Origin of the sequence: Belnapia sp. F-4-1, assembly GCF_000802185.1 — a bacterium.
Classification (GTDB): Bacteria; Pseudomonadota; Alphaproteobacteria; order Acetobacterales; family Acetobacteraceae; genus Belnapia.
This window is the reverse complement of record NZ_KN676113.1, coordinates 3,414,935-3,436,043: the sequence shown is the minus strand read 5'-3', so window position 1 is coordinate 3,436,043 and position 21,109 is coordinate 3,414,935. Positions and strand designations below refer to the sequence as shown.

At 70.0% G+C, this 21,109-nt stretch carries 18 protein-coding genes; 8 read left to right on the top strand and 10 right to left on the bottom strand.

The genetic code is table 11. The features are described 5' to 3' along the window. Positions 1-40 precede the first annotated feature (40 nt). Genes pstC through phoB form a run of 5 tightly spaced genes read left to right on the top strand, consistent with a single transcriptional unit; the run spans position 41 to position 4,197 of the window. Positions 41-994, top strand: a complete 954-nt coding sequence (gene pstC, locus LH62_RS16265; protein WP_043365968.1) for a phosphate ABC transporter permease subunit PstC — start codon at positions 41-43, stop codon at positions 992-994. A gap of 4 nt (positions 995-998) precedes the next feature. Continuing rightward, complete coding sequence (pstA, locus tag LH62_RS16260; protein WP_052214580.1) at positions 999-1,886, top strand: phosphate ABC transporter permease PstA; 888 nt, start codon at positions 999-1,001, stop codon at positions 1,884-1,886. 14 nt (positions 1,887-1,900) lie between these two features. After that, positions 1,901-2,728 (top strand): phosphate ABC transporter ATP-binding protein PstB, encoded by an 828-nt coding sequence (gene pstB, locus LH62_RS16255; RefSeq protein WP_052214579.1) that lies wholly within the window; start codon positions 1,901-1,903, stop codon positions 2,726-2,728. Positions 2,729-2,744: 16 nt separating this feature from the next. Further along, complete coding sequence (gene phoU / locus LH62_RS16250) at positions 2,745-3,464, top strand: phosphate signaling complex protein PhoU (protein WP_043362995.1); 720 nt, start codon at positions 2,745-2,747, stop codon at positions 3,462-3,464. A 16-nt stretch (positions 3,465-3,480) separates the two neighbouring features. Continuing rightward, positions 3,481-4,197 carry a phosphate regulon transcriptional regulator PhoB gene (gene phoB, locus LH62_RS16245; RefSeq protein ID WP_052214578.1) on the top strand — a complete coding sequence of 239 codons (717 nt, stop codon included), beginning with the start codon at positions 3,481-3,483 and terminating at the stop codon, positions 4,195-4,197. Here phoB and LH62_RS16240 read toward each other — a convergent pair. The 8 genes from LH62_RS16240 to LH62_RS16205 all read right to left on the bottom strand — a co-directional run bounded on the left by LH62_RS16240 (position 4,121) and on the right by LH62_RS16205 (position 12,346). Continuing rightward, positions 4,121-5,410, bottom strand: coding sequence for an MFS transporter (locus tag LH62_RS16240; RefSeq protein ID WP_201445514.1), 1,290 nt, complete (start codon positions 5,408-5,410; stop codon positions 4,121-4,123). The two genes, phoB and LH62_RS16240, sit on opposite strands and share 77 nt — an antisense overlap. Positions 5,411-5,498: 88 nt before the next feature. Next, entirely contained in the window at positions 5,499-6,266 is a 768-nt protein-coding gene (locus tag LH62_RS28485) for a DUF3891 family protein (protein WP_052214577.1), read from the bottom strand. A gap of 56 nt (positions 6,267-6,322) precedes the next feature. After that, positions 6,323-7,234, bottom strand: coding sequence for a GTPase Era (era, locus tag LH62_RS16230; RefSeq protein ID WP_043362992.1), 912 nt, complete (start codon positions 7,232-7,234; stop codon positions 6,323-6,325). Further along, complete coding sequence (gene rnc, locus LH62_RS16225) at positions 7,231-7,935, bottom strand: ribonuclease III (RefSeq protein ID WP_043362990.1); 705 nt, start codon at positions 7,933-7,935, stop codon at positions 7,231-7,233. The genes era and rnc overlap by 4 nt, the downstream gene beginning before the upstream one ends. 4 nt (positions 7,936-7,939) lie before the next feature. Further along, positions 7,940-8,692 (bottom strand): signal peptidase I, encoded by a 753-nt coding sequence (gene lepB, locus LH62_RS16220; protein WP_043365958.1) that lies wholly within the window; start codon positions 8,690-8,692, stop codon positions 7,940-7,942. Between the two features lie 134 nt (positions 8,693-8,826). Further along, entirely contained in the window at positions 8,827-9,588 is a 762-nt protein-coding gene (locus tag LH62_RS16215; RefSeq protein WP_043362988.1) for an SDR family NAD(P)-dependent oxidoreductase, read from the bottom strand. Then, positions 9,585-10,616: a zinc-binding dehydrogenase gene (locus tag LH62_RS16210; RefSeq protein ID WP_043362986.1), complete on the bottom strand. Its 1,032-nt coding sequence runs from the start codon at positions 10,614-10,616 to the stop codon at positions 9,585-9,587. The genes LH62_RS16215 and LH62_RS16210 overlap by 4 nt, the downstream gene beginning before the upstream one ends. Next, entirely contained in the window at positions 10,616-12,346 is a 1,731-nt protein-coding gene (locus LH62_RS16205; RefSeq protein WP_043362981.1) for an acetolactate synthase catalytic subunit, read from the bottom strand. The genes LH62_RS16210 and LH62_RS16205 overlap by 1 nt, the downstream gene beginning before the upstream one ends. Before the next feature lie 429 nt (positions 12,347-12,775). Between LH62_RS16205 and LH62_RS16200 the strand changes: the two genes are divergently transcribed. The 3 genes from LH62_RS16200 to LH62_RS16190 all read left to right on the top strand — a co-directional run bounded on the left by LH62_RS16200 (position 12,776) and on the right by LH62_RS16190 (position 19,940). Next, a complete protein-coding gene (locus LH62_RS16200; protein WP_043362978.1) occupies positions 12,776-13,600 on the top strand; it encodes a hypothetical protein in 825 nt (274 codons plus the stop codon). A gap of 188 nt (positions 13,601-13,788) precedes the next feature. Further along, the gene (locus tag LH62_RS16195; RefSeq protein WP_043362975.1) at positions 13,789-18,249 is read left to right on the top strand and encodes an isopeptide-forming domain-containing fimbrial protein; all 4,461 of its coding nucleotides are present in this window, start codon (positions 13,789-13,791) and stop codon (positions 18,247-18,249) included. Further along, complete coding sequence (locus tag LH62_RS16190; RefSeq protein WP_043362973.1) at positions 18,246-19,940, top strand: SdrD B-like domain-containing protein; 1,695 nt, start codon at positions 18,246-18,248, stop codon at positions 19,938-19,940. Before LH62_RS16195 ends, LH62_RS16190 begins: the two co-directional genes overlap by 4 nt. Here LH62_RS16190 and LH62_RS16185 read toward each other — a convergent pair. Together LH62_RS16185 and LH62_RS16180 are read right to left on the bottom strand one after the other, a co-directional pair. After that, positions 19,931-20,578 carry an NrsF family protein gene (locus tag LH62_RS16185; protein ID WP_043362971.1) on the bottom strand — a complete coding sequence of 216 codons (648 nt, stop codon included), beginning with the start codon at positions 20,576-20,578 and terminating at the stop codon, positions 19,931-19,933. The two genes, LH62_RS16190 and LH62_RS16185, sit on opposite strands and share 10 nt — an antisense overlap. Then, positions 20,579-21,097 (bottom strand): sigma-70 family RNA polymerase sigma factor, encoded by a 519-nt coding sequence (locus LH62_RS16180; RefSeq protein ID WP_043362968.1) that lies wholly within the window; start codon positions 21,095-21,097, stop codon positions 20,579-20,581. It abuts the gene before it with no gap. Positions 21,098-21,109 lie beyond the last annotated feature (12 nt).

Genomic DNA, 21,109 nt, shown 5'->3' with positions numbered 1-21,109 from the left:
TAACGGATAAGGAGCCCGCCGCGTGTCGCAGGCCACCACCATGACCACCGGCGCGCGGCCGGCCGCGCCGCGCCGCGCCGGCAGCCTCGGCGATGCCGTCTTCGCCGGGGCCTGCCAGGCGGCGGGCGCCTTCGTGCTGCTGCTGCTCGGCGGTATCATCGTCGAGCTTTTCATCGGCGGGCTGCCCGCCTTCCGGGCCTTCGGCCTGCCCTTCCTTTGGTCCACGGAATGGGACCCGGTGTCCGAGGTCTTCGGCGCCGGCGTCTCCATCTACGGCACCATCGTGACGGCGGTGCTGGCGATCATCTTCGCCGTGCCGCTGGCCTTCGGCGTCGCCTTCACGCTCACCGAACTGGCGCCGCCCTGGCTGCGGCGGCCGGTCGGCACGGCGGTGGAGTTGCTGGCCGCCGTCCCCTCCATCATCTACGGCATGTGGGGCTTCTTCCTCATCGCGCCGCTGATGGCGCAATACGTCCAGCCGACGTTGATCGACAGCCTGGGCGAGCTGCCGGGCATCGGTGCCCTGTTCCAGGGCCCGCCCTTCGGCACCGGCATCCTGACCGCGGCGCTGATCCTCGCCATCATGATCCTGCCCTTCATCGCCGCGACCATGCGCGACGTCTTCGAGCAGGTGCCGCCGGTCTTCAAGGAGAGCGCCTACGGCCTCGGCTGCACCACCTGGGAGGTGATGCGCGGTGTGGTGCTGCCCTACACGCGGATCTCGGTGGCCGGCGGCGTGATGCTGGGGCTCGGCCGGGCGCTCGGCGAGACCATGGCCGTGACCTTCGTCATCGGCAACGCGAACCGCATCACGACGACGCTGTTCGGGCCGGGCAACACCATCGCCTCGGTCGTCGCGCTGGAGTTCGGCGAGAGCGAGACGGGGAGCCTGAAGCTCTCGTCGCTGCTGGCGCTCGGCTTCATCCTCTTCGTCATCTCCTTCGTGGTGCTCGCCACCTCGCGCTACCTGCTTCGCTCCCGGCTGAAAGGCTGACCCGATGAGCGCCACGACACAACCGGCGTTGACGCCGGTGAAGGACAACAAGGTCGCGGCCCGGCTCGGCAGCCGGCGGCGGCGGACCGATGTCATCATCCGCATGCTGTCGCTCGCGGCGACGGCGGTCGGCCTCGTCTTCCTCGCTTCGATCCTGATCACGCTCTTCGTCAAGGGCTTCGGGGCGATGAACCTCGCGGTCTTCACCGAGGTGACCAAGCCGCCGGGCTCCGAAGGCGGGCTGCTCAACGCGATCGTCGGCAGCCTGATCCAGGTGGCGCTGGCGACGCTGATCGGCACGCCGATCGGCATGCTGGTCGGTACCTATCTCGCCGAGTATGCACGGGGCTCGCGCTTCGGCGACGTGGTGCGCTTCGTCTCCGACATCCTGCTCTCGGCGCCCTCGATCCTGATCGGCCTCTTCGTCTACCAGCTGCTGGTGCTGCCCTTCGGCGGCTTCTCCGGCTGGGCGGGCGTCGCGGCGCTCGCCATCATCATCATCCCGATCGTGGTGCGGACGACGGAGGACATGCTGAGCCTCGTCCCCAACACGCTGCGCGAGGCGGTGATCGGGCTCGGCGCGCCGAAGTGGAAGATGATCGTGCTGGTGAGCTGGCGCTCGGCGATCTCCGGCATCATCACCGGCGTGCTGCTCGGCATCGCCCGCATCGCCGGCGAGACGGCGCCGCTGCTTTTCACCAGCCTCGGCAACAATGCCTGGTCGACCAACCTTTCGGCGCCGATGCCGAGCCTGCCGATCACGATCTATTCCTATGCCGGCTCGCCCTTCCAGGACTGGATCGAGCTGGCCTGGGCCGGCGCTCTCCTCATCACCCTCGCCGTGCTGCTGCTGAACATAGGCGCGCGCAGCCTCCTCGGCCGCGGCAAGTGAAGGATCCGAACCCCATGAGCGATCAAGCGACCACTTCCGCCCGGCCCTCCCTTGGCACCATTCAGGCGCGCTCCGGCGCCGCGCTGAACGAGGCGAAGCTGGCGATCAAGGGCCTCGACTTCTTCTATGGCGCGCACAAGGCGCTGAAGGGGATCGGGCTCGACATCCCGGCCCGGCAGGTGACGGGCATGATCGGCCCCTCGGGCTGCGGCAAGTCGACCCTGTTGCGCGTGCTGAACCGCATGTACAGCCTTTATCCCGGCCAGCGGGCCGAAGGGCAGGTGCTGCTCGACGGCGAGAACGTCATCGCGGACGGCGTCGACCTCAATGCGCTGCGCTCGAAGATCGGCATGGTCTTCCAGAAGCCGACCCCCTTCCCCATGACCATCTACGAGAACATCGCCTTTGGCGTCCGGCTGCACGAGCAGCTCAGCAAGGCGCAGATGGACGAGCGGGTGGAATGGGCGCTGACCCGGGCCGCGCTCTGGTCCGAGGCGAAGGACCGGCTGAACACCTCGGCGATGGGCATGTCGGGCGGGCAGCAGCAGCGTCTCTGCATCGCGCGGACCATCGCGGTGCGGCCGGAGGTGATCCTGTTCGACGAGCCGACCTCGGCGCTCGACCCGATCTCGACCCTGAAGATCGAGGAGCTGATCGACGAGCTGAAGCGCGACTTCACCATCGCCATCGTGACCCACAACATGCAGCAGGCGGCGCGCTGCGCCGACCAGGTGGCGTTCTTCTATCTCGGCGAGCTGATCGAGGTGGCGCCGGCGGGGCAGCTCTTCACCGCGCCGAAGCATCCTAAGACGCAGGAATACATCACCGGCCGGTTCGGCTAAGGCGGGGGCCAGGAACATGGAACAGATGGCCGAGCATACCGTGCGATCCTATGCCGAGGAGCTGCGGCGGCTGCGCGACATGATCGCCCGCATGGGCGGCCTCGCCGAGCGGCAGGTGGCGGATGCGGTCGCCTCGCTGATCCGGCGCGACACCGACCTTGCGACCGAGGTGGTCGGGCGCGACGCCGCGATCGACGCGCTGGAGCGTGAGATCGAGAATTTCTGCATCCGCATCCTGGCACTGCGGCAGCCGGTGGGGCAGGACCTGCGGCTGGTCATCGCCTGCCTCAAGATCAGCCACGGGATCGAGCGGATCGGCGACTATGCGCGCAACGCGGCGAAGCGGAGCATCGTGCTGGCGCAGCAGCCGGCGATCGGCAGCCTCAACGGCTTCAACCGGATGGCGGTGCTGGTGCAGGAGAACCTGAAGGGCGCGATCGACGCGCTGGTCAACGACGACGTCGCCCGGGCCGACGAGGTCTGGGAGGCGGACGAGCCGGTCGACCAGGTCTATAACGGCATCTTCCGCGAGATGCTGACCTTCATGATGGAGGATCCGCGCAACATCACCGCGGCGACGCATCTGCTGTTCGTTGCCAAGAACCTCGAGCGCATCGGCGACCACGCCACCAACATCGCCGAGACCGTGCATTACGCGGTGCGCGGCGACAACCTGCCGGACGAGCGGCCGAAGGGCGACGGCTCCGCCTATGCCGTGGTTCGGCCGCCGGGCTGAGGAAGGAATGCCCCCTATGCCTGACATGGTCCAGGGCCATGCCAAGCCGACCATCCTGGTGGTGGAGGACGAGGCGCCGCTGATCACGCTGCTGCGCTACAACCTCGAGAAGCAGGGCTTCCGCGTCGAGGAGGCGGCGGACGGGCAGGAGGCCCTGCTGCGCGTCGCCGAGGCGCGGCCCGACCTCGTGCTGCTCGACTGGATGCTGCCCGCGCTCTCGGGCATCGAGGTCTGCCGCCAGCTCCGCCGCAAGCCGGCGACGCGGGACCTGCCGATCATCATGGTGACGGCGCGGACCGAGGACCAGGATGCGGTGCGGGCGCTCGATACCGGCGCCGACGACTACATCGCCAAGCCCTTCGCCATGGACAGCCTTCTGGCGCGCATCCGGGCGCTGCTGCGGCGCTCGGGCAGCATCGCCACCAAGGGGACGCTGGCCTATCTCGACATCACCATGGACCAGGATGCGCACCGGGTGACGCGGGCCGGCCGCGCCCTGCATCTCGGCCCGACCGAATACCGGATGCTGGAATTCTTCCTGCAGAACCCGGGCCGGGTGTTCAGCCGGGAGCAGCTGCTGGATGCGGTCTGGGGCCGCGACATCCATGTCGAGCCGCGAACGGTGGACGTGCATATCCGCCGGCTGCGCAAGGCGATCAATGTCGAGGGCGGGGCGGATGTGATCCGCACCGTGCGCTCGGCGGGCTATGCGCTGGACCAGGACGGGGATTGAGGCGGCCCAGCACCACCACGGCCGCCGCGGCCTGGATCGCCGCGGCGGCGAGGAAGAGCCACGGCTCAGCGATCGTCCGCAGCAGGCCGAAGGCGGCCGGGGCGAAGGCATAGGCCGCCTGGCTGCAGGCCGTGACCAGCGCCACCGCCCGCGCGGTATCGGCCGCCGCGAAGTCCTGCTGCGCGATCAGTGGCGGCAGCGATGTCGCATTGCCGAGCCCGAGGCCGAACAGCACCACGCCGAGCAGCAGCAGCGGCACCGAGGTCCCGCCCGCCGCCAGCAGCACCAGCGAGCCGCAGACCTGGAGGGCGAAGACCGCCGCCAGCGCCCGGCGCCGGTTCGCCTCCGCCGGCAGCAGCCAGCCGAGCCCGGTCCGCCCGGCGATGGCGCACACCGTCGCCAACCCCGCGGCGAAGCCTGCCCCTTGCGCGCCCATTGCCGGGATCAGCAGCGAGACGAGATGCGCGATCAGCCCGATCTGCGCGAAGAGGCCAAGCGAGGTGGCCGCTGCCAGGGTAAGGAAGCGCCGGTTCCGCCAGAGCGCCCTGCCAGGCAGCGCCGCCGCACCGGCCGGCGCCGCACCGCCCGCCGCCTCGCCATCCGCATATTGGCCGAGCGAGGCCGGCGTCGGCGCCAAGTAGCGGCCGGAGAGCCACCACAGCGCCAGCACCATCGCCCCGCCGGCGAGCGCCGCCGCGCCGGCGAAGCCAAGCATCGCGATCAGCGCCACCCAGAGCGGCGAGAACAGGATGCCGCCGAGGCTCGCCCCGTTATAGGCGGTACTGAGCGCCGCGGAGCGCCGCCGCGCGAACCAGGGCGAGACCATGGCATTGATCGCCGCGCCGCCGGTCGCCGCCCAGCCGAAGCCGCTCAGCAGGGTCGCGGCGAAAAGTTGCCAGGGCTCCGCCGCCAGCGCCCAGCCGAGGATGCCGAAGGCACTCGCCAACGCCGCCGCCCGCGTCACCGCGACGATGCCGAAGCGGCCGTGCAGCGCCGCGAGATTGGCGACGATGACGGCGCCGAGCAGGAAGTGGCAGGTGACTGCGGCGGAGATCAACGCCACCGGCCAGCCCCGCTCCGCCTGGATGGCGGGGAGGAAGACCGGCGGCCCGTAGAACCCTATCCCCCAGCCGAAGACCGCGACGGTGAAGGCGGCCCAGACGACGCGCCAGCCGAAGAAGGGCGGCACGGCGGTCATGGCGGCATGCGGCATGGGCGGTCTCCGGCAGGGTCTGCGGCACCCTAGCCCACGCCGTCTGCTTCAGGTTTCGTCCCCGCGCGAAGCCGGCCAACCCGGCTCCTCAGGCCGGGACGAGGGTCTCGGCCAGCCGGCTCCAATTCGCTTCGCGGAGGTCGCGGCGCATCGCCTCCTCGTCGGTCCAGCGGGCTTCGGCGGGAAGGCGGATCACCTCGCACTGCACCGTCAGCGTGCTGTCGCGGAAGGGCCAGGGGTCCAGCGACCACCGGGATGGCCCCAGCCGCACGAGATTCATCTTGCGGGTACTGCCATCCGCCATCGGCGCCTCCCCGGCCTTGTCCGGATCGGCGAAGCAGAGGGCGAGGGAAAGGGCATCGGTCACCCCGACGAGGTCGTGGTTCCGCCTGACCTGCCCGGGGTCCGCGCCAAGCTTCGCCACCCAGTCCGCCTGGAGGGCGGCCTCCTTGGCGGCGTTGCGGTCGATCGCGGCATGGTCCTCCGGCGGCAGGCGCTCCGGGTCCATGTACTCCGTATAGACACGCGTGCCGTGCAGGGAGATGAGCAGGGCGGGCCAGAGGCCCCAGGCGGCACGGGCGACCTCCACGCCCCGGGCCCACATCGGCGCATGGACGGCGGGGCCGAGGCTGGTGAAGGGGTGGGGCAGGCCCGTCTCCGGATCGAGGGTCGGGGCGGTTTCCCAGTCGAGCCAGGCGAGGTCGTGCTGCTCGGCGGCCAGGATGACCTCGGGCGCCGGGTCGGGCCGCGTGAAGCCGGGGGCGCCCCAGGCGGCCATCATCTGGCCGGACAGCAGGGCATGGGAGGGCTGGGAGATGAGAAGGCGGATGCCGTTCTCGGGGCTGCGCAGGATCATGGCGGGGTCAACGCGCGAGAGAGGCCTGCGGATACGGCGCCTCCGCAACTCCGGCGCTACCCCTCGTCCTCCAGCCCGAGCGCCCGGAGCCGCCCGCGCTCCTCGTCCCAGCCCGGCCGGTCCTTCACGTTAAGGAACAGATGCACCCGCCGTTCCAGCAGCCCCTCCAGCTCGCGCCGGGCGCTCTGGCCGATCGCCTTGATGCGCGCCCCACCATCGCCGATCAGGATGGCCTTCTGCGTCGCCCGGCCGACATAGACGGTGCAGTCCACGCGGACGCTGCCATCCTTCCGCTCCTGCCAGTTCTCGGTCTCGACCGTCGCGTGGTGCGGCACCTCCTCATGCGTCTGGCGGAGGATCTGCTCGCGCACGATCTCGGCGACCAGCATGCGGTTGGGCAGGTCCGACAGCTCGTCCTCGGGGAAGAGGTAGGGGCCAGGCGGCATGGCCTCGGCCAGGCGGTCGAGCAGGCGGTCGAGGCCCCTCGCCTTCTCGGCCGAGATCATGAAGGTCTCCTCGACCGGGAGCAGCGCGTTCAGTTCCTGGGCCAAGGGCAGCAGACGGGGCGGGTCGATCAGGTCCACCTTGTTGAGCGCCAGCCAGACCGGCCGCCGGTCGCGCGCCAGCCGCTCGACGATGGCGCGGACGGCGTCCGTCAGCCCGGCCCGCGCATCGACGATCAGCAGGGTGCGGTCGGCATCCTGCGCCCCGCCCCAGGCGGCGGCGACCATCGCCCGGTCCAGCCGCCGGCGCGGGGCAAAGATGCCCGGCGTATCCACAAGGACGATCTGCGAGCCCCGGTGCATCACGACGGCGCGGATGCGGAAGCGCGTGGTCTGCGGCTTCGGCGAGACGATGGTGACCTTGGCCCCGGCCAGCGCATTCACCAGGGTGGACTTGCCGGCATTCGGCGCGCCGACCACGGCCACCAGGCCGCAGCGGGGCCCCTCCTGCTCGCTCTCGCTCATCCCTGCTCCAATTTGGCCGGCTCCAACTGGGCGAGCCAGGCCTCGGCCGCCACCTGCTCCGCCGCGCGCTTCGACTCGCCCACCCCCTCGGCCTCGCGCCCCGCCGCGCTTACCGCGACGACGAAGATCGGCTGATGCGAGGGCCCGGTAGAGGAGACCAGCCGGTATTCCGGCAGGCCGAGCCCCCGTCCGAGCGTGTATTCCTGCAGCCGGCTCTTGGCCGACATGGGCGGGCGCGGGTCGGCGCCCATCTGCGCCTCCCATTCCCGCCGGACCAGGGCGCGCGCCACCGGCAGCCCGGCATCGAGGTAGAGCGCCCCGAGCAGCGCCTCCATCGCATCCGCGAGCACATTGGCGCGCTCGCGCAACCCCGCCCGCCCCTCGGAATGCGGCACCCGCAGCACGCCCGCGAGGCCGAGCCCCTCGGCCACGCGCGTCAGCGTGTCCCGCGCCACCAGCACGCCGAGCCGCTTGCCGAGATCGCCCTCCCGCTCCTCGGGGAACCGCTCGGAGAGCCATTCGGCGATCAGCAGGGCCAATACCCGGTCGCCGAGGAATTCAAGCCGCTCGTTGCTGTCGAGTTGGGCGCGCTTCGGGTCGGCGGCGGAGCGGTGGGTCAGCGCCTGGGTCAGCAGCTCCGGCCGCGCGAATTCATGGCCAAGCCGAGCGGCGAAGGCCGCGAGGTTGCCTCCGGTCGTCATGGTGTCAGCGGACGCCGGAGAGCAGCCTGGACCAGCGGATCGCAAAGGGCCATGCCCAAACCTCCCACCAGGCGGCAGAGCCGTCGACCGAGAAGAAGATGAATTCGGCCCGGCCGACCAGGTTGTCCACCGGAATGAAGCCCACCGCGTTCTGCACCCGGCTGTCCAGGCTGTTGTCGCGGTTGTCGCCCATGGCGAAGACATGGCCCTCGGGCACCCGGTACTCGGTGGTGTTGTCGAGCGGGCCGTCATCCGCCTGCTCGACGATCGGGTGCGTCCGCTCCGGCCCGCCCGCCGAGGCCGGCAAAGTCTCGCGGTAGAGGCGCACCGTCATGCGCGGCCCGTCGCCCTCGACTACATAAGGCCCGGCCGCCTCGCGCCGCACCGCCGTGCCGTTGACATAGAGCAGCCCGTTACGGACCTGGATGCGGTCCCCCGGCAGGCCGACGATGCGCTTGATGTAGTCCTGGCTCGTGTCCCGCGGCAGCTTGAAGACGGCGACGTCGCCCCGCGCCGGCAGGCTGCCGAAGATGCGGCCCTGGAACAGGTTCGGCCCGAAGGGCATCGAGTAGCGCGAATAGCCGTAGGAGTATTTCGAGACGAAGAGGTAGTCGCCCACCAGCAGCGTCGGAATCATCGAGCCGGAGGGGATGTTGAACGGCTCGAAGGCGATGGTGCGGATGCCGATGGCGATCAGCCCGGCATAGACAACCGTCTTGATGCTCTCGAGCCAGCCGCCGCTCTTATTCTTCGCCATGGAGGTGCTCAAGATCTGACCCATCGGTGCAGGAGGAGGTTCGCCCGCGGGTCGGGTCCCCAATGGTCGGGGATACGGCATCAGGCAGCAGGGATGAAGCCTGCCGGGGGGTGGGGTGTCAAGGAAGGCCCCGGTTACGGCATGTAGCTCCCCCCGCCGACATCGATGGTCGCGCCGGTGAGGTAGCCGGCCGCCTCGGAAGCCAGGAAAGCCGCCACGTCCGCCACATCCTCCGGCGTTCCGAGCCGGCCGAGCGGGATGTTGGCGGCGAAAGCGGCATTGGCGCCCTCGGTCGTCCCCCGCGCCATCGGCGTGTCGATGCGCCCCGGGGCGATGCTGTTCACCGTGATTCCGTCCGGCCCAAGCTCGGTTGCGAGGCTGCGCGCGAAGCCCATCAGCCCGGACTTGGCCGCCGTGTAGTGCGCGCCCGCGATCTGGCTCTTCGCCCGCGCCGCCTGGCTGGTCAGCATGATGATGCGGCCCCAGCGCCGGGCCCTGAGCGGCGGCAGGCAGGCCTGGGAGACGAGGAAGGCGCCGGTGAGGTTCACCGCCAGCACCCGTCGCCATTCCTCGGCCGGCATCTCGCGGATGGGCCGCGCCTTGCCGTCCGGCCCCTTCGGCGAGATGCCCGCATTGTTGACCAGGATGCCGAGCCGCGGCCACCAATCGCCCAGCGCCTCCGGCAGGGCCGAGATTGCCGCCTCGTCCGCCACGTCGAGGGCCATGGCCCGCGCCTCGCCGCCCGCGGCGCGGATGGCGGCGGCGGTCGCCTCCCGCTCCTCCAGTACATCGGCGACGACGACCGGATGGCCGAGCACCCCGAGCTTATGCGCGATGGCGGCGCCGATGCCGCGCGCCGCGCCGGTGACCAGGGCAACCTTGTCCGCATTGCTCATGGCGTGAGGATCACCTTGCTGGCCGCCCGCTGCCGGGCGAGTTCGAATCCGTCGATGCCGCGGGCGAGCGGCAGGCGATGGGTGATCATCGGGCGGAAGGCCTCCGGCTCGGCCGCGAGCCAGGCCATCACCCGGTCCCAGGTCCGCCGCGCGGCGCCATGGGTGGCACGGAGCTGGTGGCGCATGCGGACGAACTCCGTCAGCGGCAGGGTCAGCGACCCGGCATGGATGCCGGCCGCGACGATGACGCCGCCCTTCTTCAGCACCGAAAGCCCCTCGTTGAGGCTCTCCGGCACGCCGGTCGCCTCCAGCACGACATCGACGGGGCGGCCCCCGGTCAGCGCCATCACCTGATCGGCCAGCGGCCCCTCCGCCACGTCGACCGTCTCGGTGAAGCCGAGCTCGTGCAGCACGGCGAAGCGCGGCCCGTCCGCCCGCCCCACGACGATGACGCGGGCGGCGCCGGCGCGCCTTGCCATCAGCGCGATCGCCTGGCCGATGGTCCCCGGCCCCAGCACCAGCACCGTCTCGCCGAGCCGGACCTCGCCGGTCAGCACCGCCTCGGCGCCGACGCCCAGCGGTTCGGCCAGCGCCGCCAGTTCAGCATCCACCTCGTCCGGCACGGCGACGCAGCAGCGGGCCGGGATGCGAACGCTGCGGGCGAAGCCGCCGTCTCGCGTCAGCCCGATCCCCTCGCGCCGGGTGCAGTTGCGGGCGTCATCCGCCCGGCAGGCGGCGCAATGGCCGCAGGCGACGAAGGGGATGACGGCGACCCGCGCACCCTCCGCCCAGCCCGAGCCGGTGCCCGAGCGCACCACGCGCCCGGCGAATTCATGGCCGAGGGTAAGCGGCATGTGCGGGGTCATGAACTCATAGCCCCCCGTCCACTCATAGGCATGGACGTCGGAGCCGCAGATGCCCGCGGCCTCCACCTCGACCACCACCTCGCCCGGGCCCGGCGGCGGCGCCTCCGGCACCTCCTGGAATTCGAGGCCGAAGCCATTTCCCGTCTTGCGCAGCGCCAGCATCAGAAGGGCTCCGGATAATGGCCGGCGTAAAAAGAGATGGGTGGCTTCGCATCCGGGTCGGTGAGCACGTCGAGCAGCACCGGCCGCCGCGCCGCCAGCGCCTCGGCCAGCGCCGGGCCGATCTCGCTGCCGCGCTCGACCCGCCTGCCATCCACCCCGCAGGCGCGGGCGATGGCGGCATGATCCACGGTGGCGAAGAAGACGGCCTTGGTGTGCTCGCCGAATTTCACCTCCTCGGCATGCTTCTGGTAGCCGAGGATGCCGTTGTTCAGCACCAGCGTGACGACGGGCAGCTCCATCCGCCGCAGCGTCTCCAGCTCCGCCCAGCTATGGGCGAAGCCGCCATCGCCGCAAAGGCAGACGACCCGCGCCTCGGGGGCGGCGATCTGCGCGCCGATCGCCATCGGCAGGCCCCAGCCGAGTCCGGCGATGCCGCGCGGCGTGAGGAAGCGTTGGCCTGGTCGCTTGGCGGTCAGGTAATTGGCGATCCAGATGGAGGAGTAGGAGGCGTCGGCGACGACGATGTCCTCCGGCCCGATCAGCCGGTCGAGCTCCGCCATCAGCCGCTCCGGCCGACAGGGCGAGCTCTCCCGGGTGGTGACGCCTTCGACGGTACGGCGCCAGCCGGCGACGGCCTCCGCGATCTCGGCCTCGATGGCCGGCCTCGTGGCGGCGCGGGCCGAGAGGTCGCGCCCCGCCAGCGCCTCGGTCAGCGCGGCCAGGGTGAGCTTGGCGTCGCCCACCAGCCGCATCGCCTCGTAGTTGCGCCCGACCTCCATCGGATCGGCATCGAGATGGATGAAGCGCGTTTCCGGGCCGAAGAGCTTCCAGCTATCCGTGCCGTTCTGGTTGGTGCGGCTGCCGACGAGGAGAACCAGGTCGGCCCGCTCCACCATCGGCCTGAGCGCCGCCGTCCGCGCCCCCTGCCCCATGACATAGCCGACGATGCCGAGGGTCAGCGGATGGGTCTCGTCCGCTGCGCCCTTGCCCATGACGGTGGTGGCGACCGGCAGGTGCGCCCGCTCCTGCAAGCCCGCCAGCTCCGCCGCCGCGCCTGAAAGGTGCACGCCGCCTCCCGCGATCACCAGGGGATGCTTGGCGATGGCCACCGCCTCCGCCGCCGCGGCGATGGCGGCCGGGTCGGCGAGGCTGCGATCCAGCGGCACTTCGCCGAGCGAGAGCCGGCGCGGCCGGAGCCCGCCGAGCGGCGCCGCCGCCTCGGTCAGCAGGTCAGCCGGCAGCAGAAGCACCGCGGGTCCCGGCCGGCCGGAACAGGCGGCGGTGAAGGCCATGTCCACATAGTCGTCCAGCCGGTCCGCCCGGTCGATGCGGCGGACCCACTTCGCCACCGGGGCGAAGAGGCCGAGATGGTCGAGCTCCTGGAAGGCGTTGCGGTCGGTCGCGTCCCGCGTCACCTCCTGCACCAGAGCGAGGACGGGGATGCTGGCCTTCAGCGCCTCGGCTAGCGGCGCCACCAGCAGGGTCGCGGCCGGCCCGTTCTGCGCCGTGACGACGCCGACCTTGCGGGTGATTCGTGCATAGCCATCGGCCATGGCGCCGCCGGCATTCTCCTGGCGATAGACCTTCTGGTCGATTCCGGCATGCGGCGCCGCCAGGTGGAAGGCGGAGGGAAGGCTCTGGCCGAAGGTCAGCGTCACCCCATGCCGGGCGAAGGCTTCCGCGAGGCGTAGGGCGACGGTGGCATTCGCGGCGCTGGCATGGTCCGGCATGACGTTTCCCCTTTGGCCCGGCACGGGCTGGCAGCGGGATTGGACGGCGGTGGAAGCCGGGGCGTCAAGCCGGGCTGCCGCCCGGGCGATGCAGTGCAGCTTGTCTCGCATCCCGCAACGACATGGCGTGACGGGTATCGCTCGCCCAAGTGGCACCCAGGCAGCCGTTCCGGCCTGAACTCGAGAGGTGGGACGCCCTTTTCGACGGGTTCGGCGAGCCGGCATGGCTTGAGGGCCCCTTCGCGGAAAAAGACAATTTTCCGTTTCTCGCGAGGCAAAATTTCCCCATAAGTTGAAAAGCATTTCCCAATAAAGACGCCGAAGAGCGGGGTCACAGGGTCCCGATATGGCACCGCAGCCAATCGTCAGCTTCCTCAACGGCCTCCCGCAGCAAGCCTTTCTTGGTGCCAAGCAACCCTCACCCTGCGCTTGGACAATGCCGCCAGCGGTGCCGAGACGGGCTATGCGCCCTATATCGACCTGATCCTGCCGGCCAACGGCGCGGATGGCGCGGGCGCCGGCAACACCCCCGTCAATGACGGCGTCAGCTTCGTCTCCGCCACCTATCTCGACGCCAGCCTGCAGGCGAAGACCATCGAATTCGACGCGACGGGCCGTGCTACCCACCCCTTCGCCAGGGACACGCTCGGCAACCCAGTGGTCGTCACCGGCACGCCGGGCGACACGCTGCTGGTGCTCACCCTGCCCTTCGGCAGCTTCACCACCGCGCAGACGCCGGCCGACATCGCCCTCACCCTGCAAGTCTCGAACCTGGCCGATCCCGGCACGCTGCTCGGCGTGACGGCGAAGGGCGGCTTCGCCTACGGCGCCGAACCCTTCAACAACCCGTCTGCCAACCCAGTCATCACCGGCCCCGCGGCGGTGACGGCCATCGACCCGGTCGTCGCCAGGCTGTCCGTCACCTATGCCGGTCCGGAACAGGAGACGGCGACCGGCCCCTCCTATCCACGGGAGTGGGTGGTGAAGGGGCTGCTCGCCAGCGGCCAGCCCTTCACCAACTTCACCCTGAGCGACACCACGCCGGACGGCGTCGTCGTCACCGGCGCACATTTGGAACTGAACGGCGTCACCATCGCGGCGCCGGTCAGCATCGTGCGAAATGCCGACGGCACCACCAGCCTGACCGGCACCTTTCCCGGCACCATCACCGGCGGCAGCCAGGTGCCGACCATGGTGATCGACTGGTACGTTACCGAATTCCTGCATGACGGGACGCCGGTGCTTGACCCCTGACCGGCAGTTTTCGTCCGCTGCTCGACAATGCCCGGCTGGAGGCGGACTGGACGCCGGTCGATGCGCGCGACGCCACCCCGACGCATATCGACCTGAACCCCTCGGGCGCCGAGAACATCGTCACGGCGAAGTCCATCGCCATCCAGAAGAGCGTTGCCCTCATCAACGGCGATGCCGACCACGACGGCGTGCCGGACTGGCAGCCGCACGGCACGCTGGCCTACACGCTGAACGGCCAGGTATCGAACTACTTCGAGCTGGGCGGGCTGGTGGTGAGGGACAGGCTGGGCGACGGCCAGACCTTCGATGCCGCCTTCGCACCCACGGTGATCATCCGCGAGGGCGGCCAGACCGTCTACCAGGGCCCGGTGGCCTACACGCTGGGCGCCAAGACCGCGGACGGCACCGCCGCGATCCAGTTCGACATCTCGCAGACCATGGCGAATGCCGGGCTCGACCGGGTGCTCGACGGCAATGGCGTCGCCCTCAACCAGGCGGCCCACGCCACCGACTACAAGCATGCAACCATCCAAGTGGTCTTCCGCACGACCCTGGACGCGACCTGGACCGGTTCCGTGCCGGGCGACCCGCTGGTGGACCAGGGCGACACCGTCCGCAACGACGTGCTCTACGACGGCAATGTCGTCCCGACCGGCAGCACCGCCGAGGATGACAGCCAAGCGGGCGTGACGTTGCCGGTCAACCAAGTCTCCAAGTCGATCTATGCCGTCAATGGCGGCACGACGAAGGGCACGACGAGCTTCGCCACGTCGGCCAAGGTGCAGTCCGGAGACCTTGTCACCTTCCGCCTCGGCCTCGACATCCCGCTGACCTCCTCGCATGTGGTCAATCTGAAGGACTACCTGCTGCTCCCGGTCCTGAAGGCGATAGACCCGGACGCCGACGGCACGGCCAGCGGCTACACCTTCCTTGGCAGCTTCAACCCGAGCGGCCTCGCCGCCGGCACGGTGATGTTCGGGCCGACGGACAGCTTCCACACCCAGGTCCCGGGCGTCGCGCCACGCGTCCTTGTCGATGCCAACGGCAACTCCCTGACGCTCGACTTCGGCGGCGCCACCAACGCGCTCTACCCGGCGACGCATCTCGATTTGCTGGTCACGCTGCGCGTCAACGACCAGGCTTTCGGCGACGGGCTGCTGCTGACCAACCAGGTCACCGCCTCGGAGGCCAATTCCCAGCTCCAGGGCGTCGAGGACAACGCCATCATCCAGTTCGTCCTCGGCGAACCGGCGCTGAAGGTGACAAAAGGGATCATCGGCGTCGACAACCCGGCGTCGATCTTCCGCAACGCGACGACGCAGGACGCGACCATCGGCCCGGTGAGCTTCACCACACCCGGCAGCGCCGGCCTGCGCTTCCGCGGCACGATCGACAGCACCAGCCTCGCGGCGAAGCCGGTCGATGCCAACATCACCTTCGCCGATGCGGGCGACCGCGTCTCCTTCGCCATCATCGTCGAGAACAGGGGCCAGGGCTGGAAGGGCGCCTTCGACACGCTGGTCCACGACACCCTGCCGAGCGGCTTCGTCATCCCGCCGGGCGGGCTGAACCTGCAGGTGACCGACGGCACCGGCGCCGCGCTCCGCGCGACGGGCGACCTGTTCGGCACCGGGCTCGAGATCACGGATGGCGCCAACAAGGGCGGCATCGGCACCTACGACCCGACCAGCGGCAAGAACATCGCCGTCATCACCTATGACCTGGTGCTGGCCACCGCGCTCGCCACGCCGCAGCAGGCGCTGACCAACACCGCCGCCGTCACCCATTACGCGGCGCAGGAAGGCGGCATCGACCGCACGCCCTACGACATCCTGCCGCTCACCGATACCGCCTCGGTCACGGTGCTGCCGACCATCGCCAAGGCGGTGACCGCGACGAGCCTAGCCGCCACCACCAGGGCGCAGGGCGACGCCACGATCGATGATGTGGCGATCGGCGAGACCGTGACCTACACCATCACGCTTCGCTTGCCGAAAGGCGTGATGAGCCAAGTCCATCTCGACGACCTGCTGCCGACGCTGGGTGGGCAGATCAAGGCGGTTTCGGCGAGCGTCACCGGCATCGGCGGCAATGTCAGCGGCACCAGGCCGGCCCTGAACCAGGCAGCGACGCTGAGCGACGGCAACGGCGACGGCGTCGCCGATACGCTGAGCTTCGATTTCGGCACCGTCGCCACTGCCGTCGACAACGTCAGCGACGCGAAGGACACCATCACCGTCCAAGTGGTCGGTCAGCTCACTAAAAATGCGGCCAATGCCGCCGGCGACGTGCTGGTGAACACGGCACGGGTCAGCGCCGCCGACCCAAGCAGCCCCGGCAGCCGCATCAGCCAGGAGGCGACGGCGAAGATCGAGGTGGTGGAGCCGCATCTCGTCATCAGCAAGGCTGTCAGCCAGGCGACGGCGGATGCCGGCGACGTCCTGACCTACACCGTCACCCTGACCAACCAGGTGAAGGGCTTCGACGTCTCGATCGTCGACCTGCTGAACCAGATCGGGCCGAATGCGAGCTATGTAGCCGGCTCCGCGAGGATCACCGGCGGCACCGCGACCATCGCCAGCGGCAACGGCGCCGGCGACGCCAGCCTGCTGGTGACGGCGGCGGCGCTCGATCCCGGCCAGGCCATCACGGTGCAGTTCCAGGCGCGGGTCGGCGACACGGCGACGAGCGGCAAGACCTTCACCAACACCGCCAGCGCGACCGGCAGCTCCCTGCCCGGCACCGACCCGGAGGAACGCGCCAGCCCGGTGAGTGCCTCCGCCTCGGTCGGCATCGGCGCCTCCACCATCACCAAGGCGGTGACGGCGACAAGCTATGCCGATACCAGCGCAAGCCGGGGCACCGCAACCGATCAGGACGTCAAGGTCGGCGAGACGGTCACCTACACCAACACCCTGACATTGCCGGAAGGCGAGAGCGTCAACTACAGGGTGATCGATCAGCTGGCCGACTCGCTCGTTACCGGCAACACCGGCGGGCAGTTGGTCTATGTGCCCAACTCCGCCAAGGTCGCCGGCATCGGCACCAACCTCTACACCAATGCAGGCTTCACGAAGCATCCATCGGGCGCCGCCATCACCGCGGCGAACGGCACCGGCAGCGGCGACCCCGCCTCGCCCGACACCGTCACCTGGGCCTTCAGCAACATCTACAATAAGGCCGACAACACGGTCAGCGCCGCCGACCAGATCGTGCTGCAGATCCAGGCCGTGGCCTCCAATGTCGCGGCCAACCAGACGGGCGACCGGCTGGTAAACACCGCCAGGGCCTATAGCGACTTCACCGCCACCCAGACCGCGACGGCGACCGTCTACGTCGTCCAGCCCCTGCTCGCCGTCACCAAGGCCGCCTCCGCCACCACGGGCGATGCGGGCAACCTCATCACCCACACGCTGACGATCAGGCACGCCTCCAGCAGCACGGCCGATGCCTATGACGTCGACCTCGCCGACATCCTGCAGCCTGGCATCGCCTACGTCACCGGCAGCCTGACCAGCACGGCGGGTAGCGCCAGCCTGGCCAACGGCACGCTGAGCTTCCACATGAACCAACTGGCGCTCAGCAGCGGCACGGTGACGCTGACCTACAAGGCGATGCTGCTCGACAGCGTGGTGAACGGGCTGACGATCCCGAACACCGCCACGCTTGACTACCAGACCTCCTCCCCCGTGCAGGATCCGACCGGGGGCCGCAACATCACCGCCTCGGCGGCCGCGCCGGTCACCGTCGCCATCACCGACACGGTGACCAAGGTCATCGCCAGCACCGACAACCCCTATTCCACGGACGGCAACCTCGCGGTCGGCGAGACGGTCACTTATCTGCTCACCGCGACACTCGGCGAGGGCAGCCAACACCTCATCCTAAAGGATGCCCTGTCGGCCGGCCTCACCTATGTCTCCTCGCAGGTCACGGCAATCAACGGGATCACCGGCTCCGCGCTCGCCATCGGCGATGCGGGCAGCGTGAGCGACGGCGCCCTCACCTTCGACTTCGGCGACATCGTCAACCTAGGCGACAACAACGCCGCGACGGGCAGCGTGCAGGTCCAGGTGGTGACGAAGGTCGCAGCCGGCACTGCCGTCGCTACGGTGCTGACCAATACCACGACCCTCGCCCCAACGGTCGGTGTCAATCCCTACGGCATCAACCCGGGCACTGTCATGCCGCCAAAGACCGCGAGCGTCGCCTCGACGGTCGTGGCCGCCTCGATCGGCGACAAGGCCTTCGAGGAATTGAACGCGAACGGCGTCCAGGACAGCGGCGAGCCGGGCCTCGCCGGAGTGAAGGTCGACCTCTACAACGCCGCCAACCAGCTCGTCGCCACGACCACGACGACCGGCACCGGCGTCTATTCCTTCGGCAACCTCGTCCCCGGGCACTACCGCGAGGCCTTCACCGCGCCGGCGACGGGAAGCTGGTTCGCCTCGCCCCAGGGCAGGGGCCCCGCAGCGACCGACAGCGACCCGGACGCCGCGGGCAACGGCCCCGTCATCACCTGCGCGACCGGGACGGCAGCGACGCCGCAGACAGCGATGCCAGCCCGCTTACCGGCATCACCGGCACCTACACGCTCGTCTCCGGCCAGATCGCGACCGGCGTCGATGCCGGGCTCTACCAGCCGGTGACAATCGGCGATCGCGTCTGGGTCGATGCCAACGGCAATGGCGTGCAGGATGGCGGGGAGCAGGGCCTCGCCGGCGTCACCGACCTCGGCCGCGATGCCGGCCTCTACATCCCGCCGAAGATCGGCGGCACGGTCTCGCTCGACCTGCCGCCGGGCATTTGCGACTACAAGCGGCCCGATGCGGTCTTCGCCGGCGTCACGGTGGAGCTGCGCGACGCAGATGGCCGCGTGGTGCGCACAACGGCCACCGGCAGCGACGGCACCTATCTCTTCGAGAACCTGGTACCCGGCACCTACAGCGTCGCCTTCGTCGCCCCAGCCGGCACGCATTTCATCAAGGGCGTGCCTGAAAGCGGCCTTAGAGGCAGCATCGCCACCGTCAGCGGCGATGCCTTCACCCATGTCGATGCCGCGCTCAGCCATCTGACCCGCACGATCTTCGACCAGCCGCCGACCGTGCTCACCTCCTCAAACGCCTATGATGCGAATACGGCGGTGAACATCCCCTTCGAGGGCGCTGGCCATACGAACCTCAACGCGCCGGGCAGCTACGTGGTCGGCGGTCACGGCGGGCTCACCGCCAGCAGCAACCAGGCGGGCCAGTACATCATCGGCGGCGCCGGCGACAACCTGCTGCATGGCGGCTCCAATGGCGCGACCCTCGGCGGCAACGTCCTCGTCGGCGGCGCCGGCAACAACGCCTTCGAGGCGACCAGCGGCAACGACATCGTCCTCGGCGGCTGCGGCGCCAACAACATGCAGGGCCTCGGCACGGTCGGTGCCGGCGCACCACGCGGCCTCGCCGGCTTCGACATCCTGGTCGGCGGCCTCTCGGCCGATGTGGTCGAGGGCAACAACAGCACCGCCGTCATGCTCGGCGGCGGCGGCGGCGACCAGATCCATGGCGACGGCACCATCATCGGCGGCACCAATGACGGCACCATCAGCCATGCCGACGGCGTCTTCTCCAATTTCCGCATCGGCGATCACCTGGAAGGCGGCGGCGCGGCAAATACCTTCGTCTACCAGAAGGGCGACGGGGTCCACTGGATCGAGAACTACCACCCGGGCCAGGGCGATAGCCTGCAGATCTACGGCTATGCCGCCCCGACCGCGACTGGCACGGTGAACGGCTTCACCGTGCTCTATTTCGGCCCGGATGACGCGCTGGTCTTCAACAGCGCGGCGCCGACCGAGAATGTCACCTATTTCGCCCACCAGGACAGCGCGCCCGGCGCCTATGGCCGTTGGGCGCCGCTCCCGCCGACGCTGCTGGCCGCCGCCGTCACCCTCTATACCGGCACCCAGGGCGACGACATCGCCATCGGCTCCTCCAGCGGCAATGCGCTCGACAACCAGATCACCGGCAACGCCCTGCCGAACTGGCTGATGGGTCAGGCAGGCAGCGACACATTGGAGGGTCTGGGCGGCGGCGACGTGCTCCATGGCGGCTCGGGCGCGGACAGCTTCGTCTCCGGCCGCGGCACCGGCCAGGACGTGGTCGGCGACTTCACCCTGGGCGAGGACAGGCTCCTGCTAAAGGGCTTTGGCCTCGCCAGCTTCGCCGATGTCGAGGCGCATATGACCGAGGCCAATGGCAGCACGATCATCGATCTCGGCCAGGGCGACGGCATCCGGCTCCACGGCGTGGCGAATGCCGCGCTGACGGCGGCGGATTTCCTTTACGCCTGACTCTGCATGAAGAGCGGGCGCCCCAGCAAGGCGCCCGCCAGCACCAGCAGCAGCATGGCCCCGCCATGCCAGAGCAGCACCATCAGCGCCGCATCCAGGTGATGGAACAGGCTGAGCCCCGCCGAGCAGAGCGCCGCCGAGGCCAGCCCCCCCAGCAGCAGCACCGGCAGCGGCCGCACCGGCCCAGCATGCCGCAGCAGCCAGAACTGCGCCGCCGCCAGCGGAATCCCCATCGCCAGGATGAAGCGCAGGCACGGCCAGCTCGTCCTCATCTGCCCGGCCATCGGCCCGAGCCGTGCCAGGTCGGCCAGGCACCCCCAGCCGAGGCTGGCGAACCAGGCGAGCAGCGCCGGAACCGGCAACAAGGCCCAGCGCCAACTCCGGTCCGGCCGCGCCAGCATCGCCGCCGCCACCGCCGCCAGCACGCCGGCCAGCACGGAGGCTACCCACTGCCCGACCTCCTGCGGCATGAGCATGCGCTGGTGAAGGTCGTGCCGCAGCCCATTCGCCAGCACGGCAGTGCCGACGGCCATAGCCGCGAGGCCGAGCCACAGGGCCGCCTGCCGCCACGGCGAGGCCATCCGCCGCACCGGCCGCAGCCCGGCCGCCAATTCGCCGATCAGCTCCTCGCTCCGCACCTACTCCTCCACGCCCAGGCGCCGCCGCAGCACCTTCATCGCTCGATGCGTCGCCACCTTCAGCGCCCCGACCGACATGCCGGACCGCGCGCTGGCCTCGGCCAGCGGCAGGTCCTCCAACTTGGCCAAGCCGAGCGCCGTCCGCTGGGCCTGGCTCAGTTCGGCCACGGCAGCCCGCAACTCGGCCGAGGCCACCCTCTCCTCTCCCTGATTCGCGCTAGGGGCCGGCAAGGTTTCACCGAAATCCTCGAGCGGTGTCTCGCGCGCACCACGCCGGCCGTGGCGCCGCAGACGGTCGATCGCCCGCCGCTCGCAAATCGCGACCAGCCAGGGCCGGATGGGCCGGGCGGGATCGTAGCTGTGGCGGAGGGTGTGGATGGTCAGCAGCGCATCCTGCACCGCATCCTCCGCCTCGGCGGCATTGGCGATGCGCCGGCGCGCGACGGCCCGCAGCAGCGGCAGCGCCGCCCGCAGCAGGCGGTCATAGGCGGCGGCATCGCCGGCCTGGGCCGCCGCCATCCAGGCTTCCCA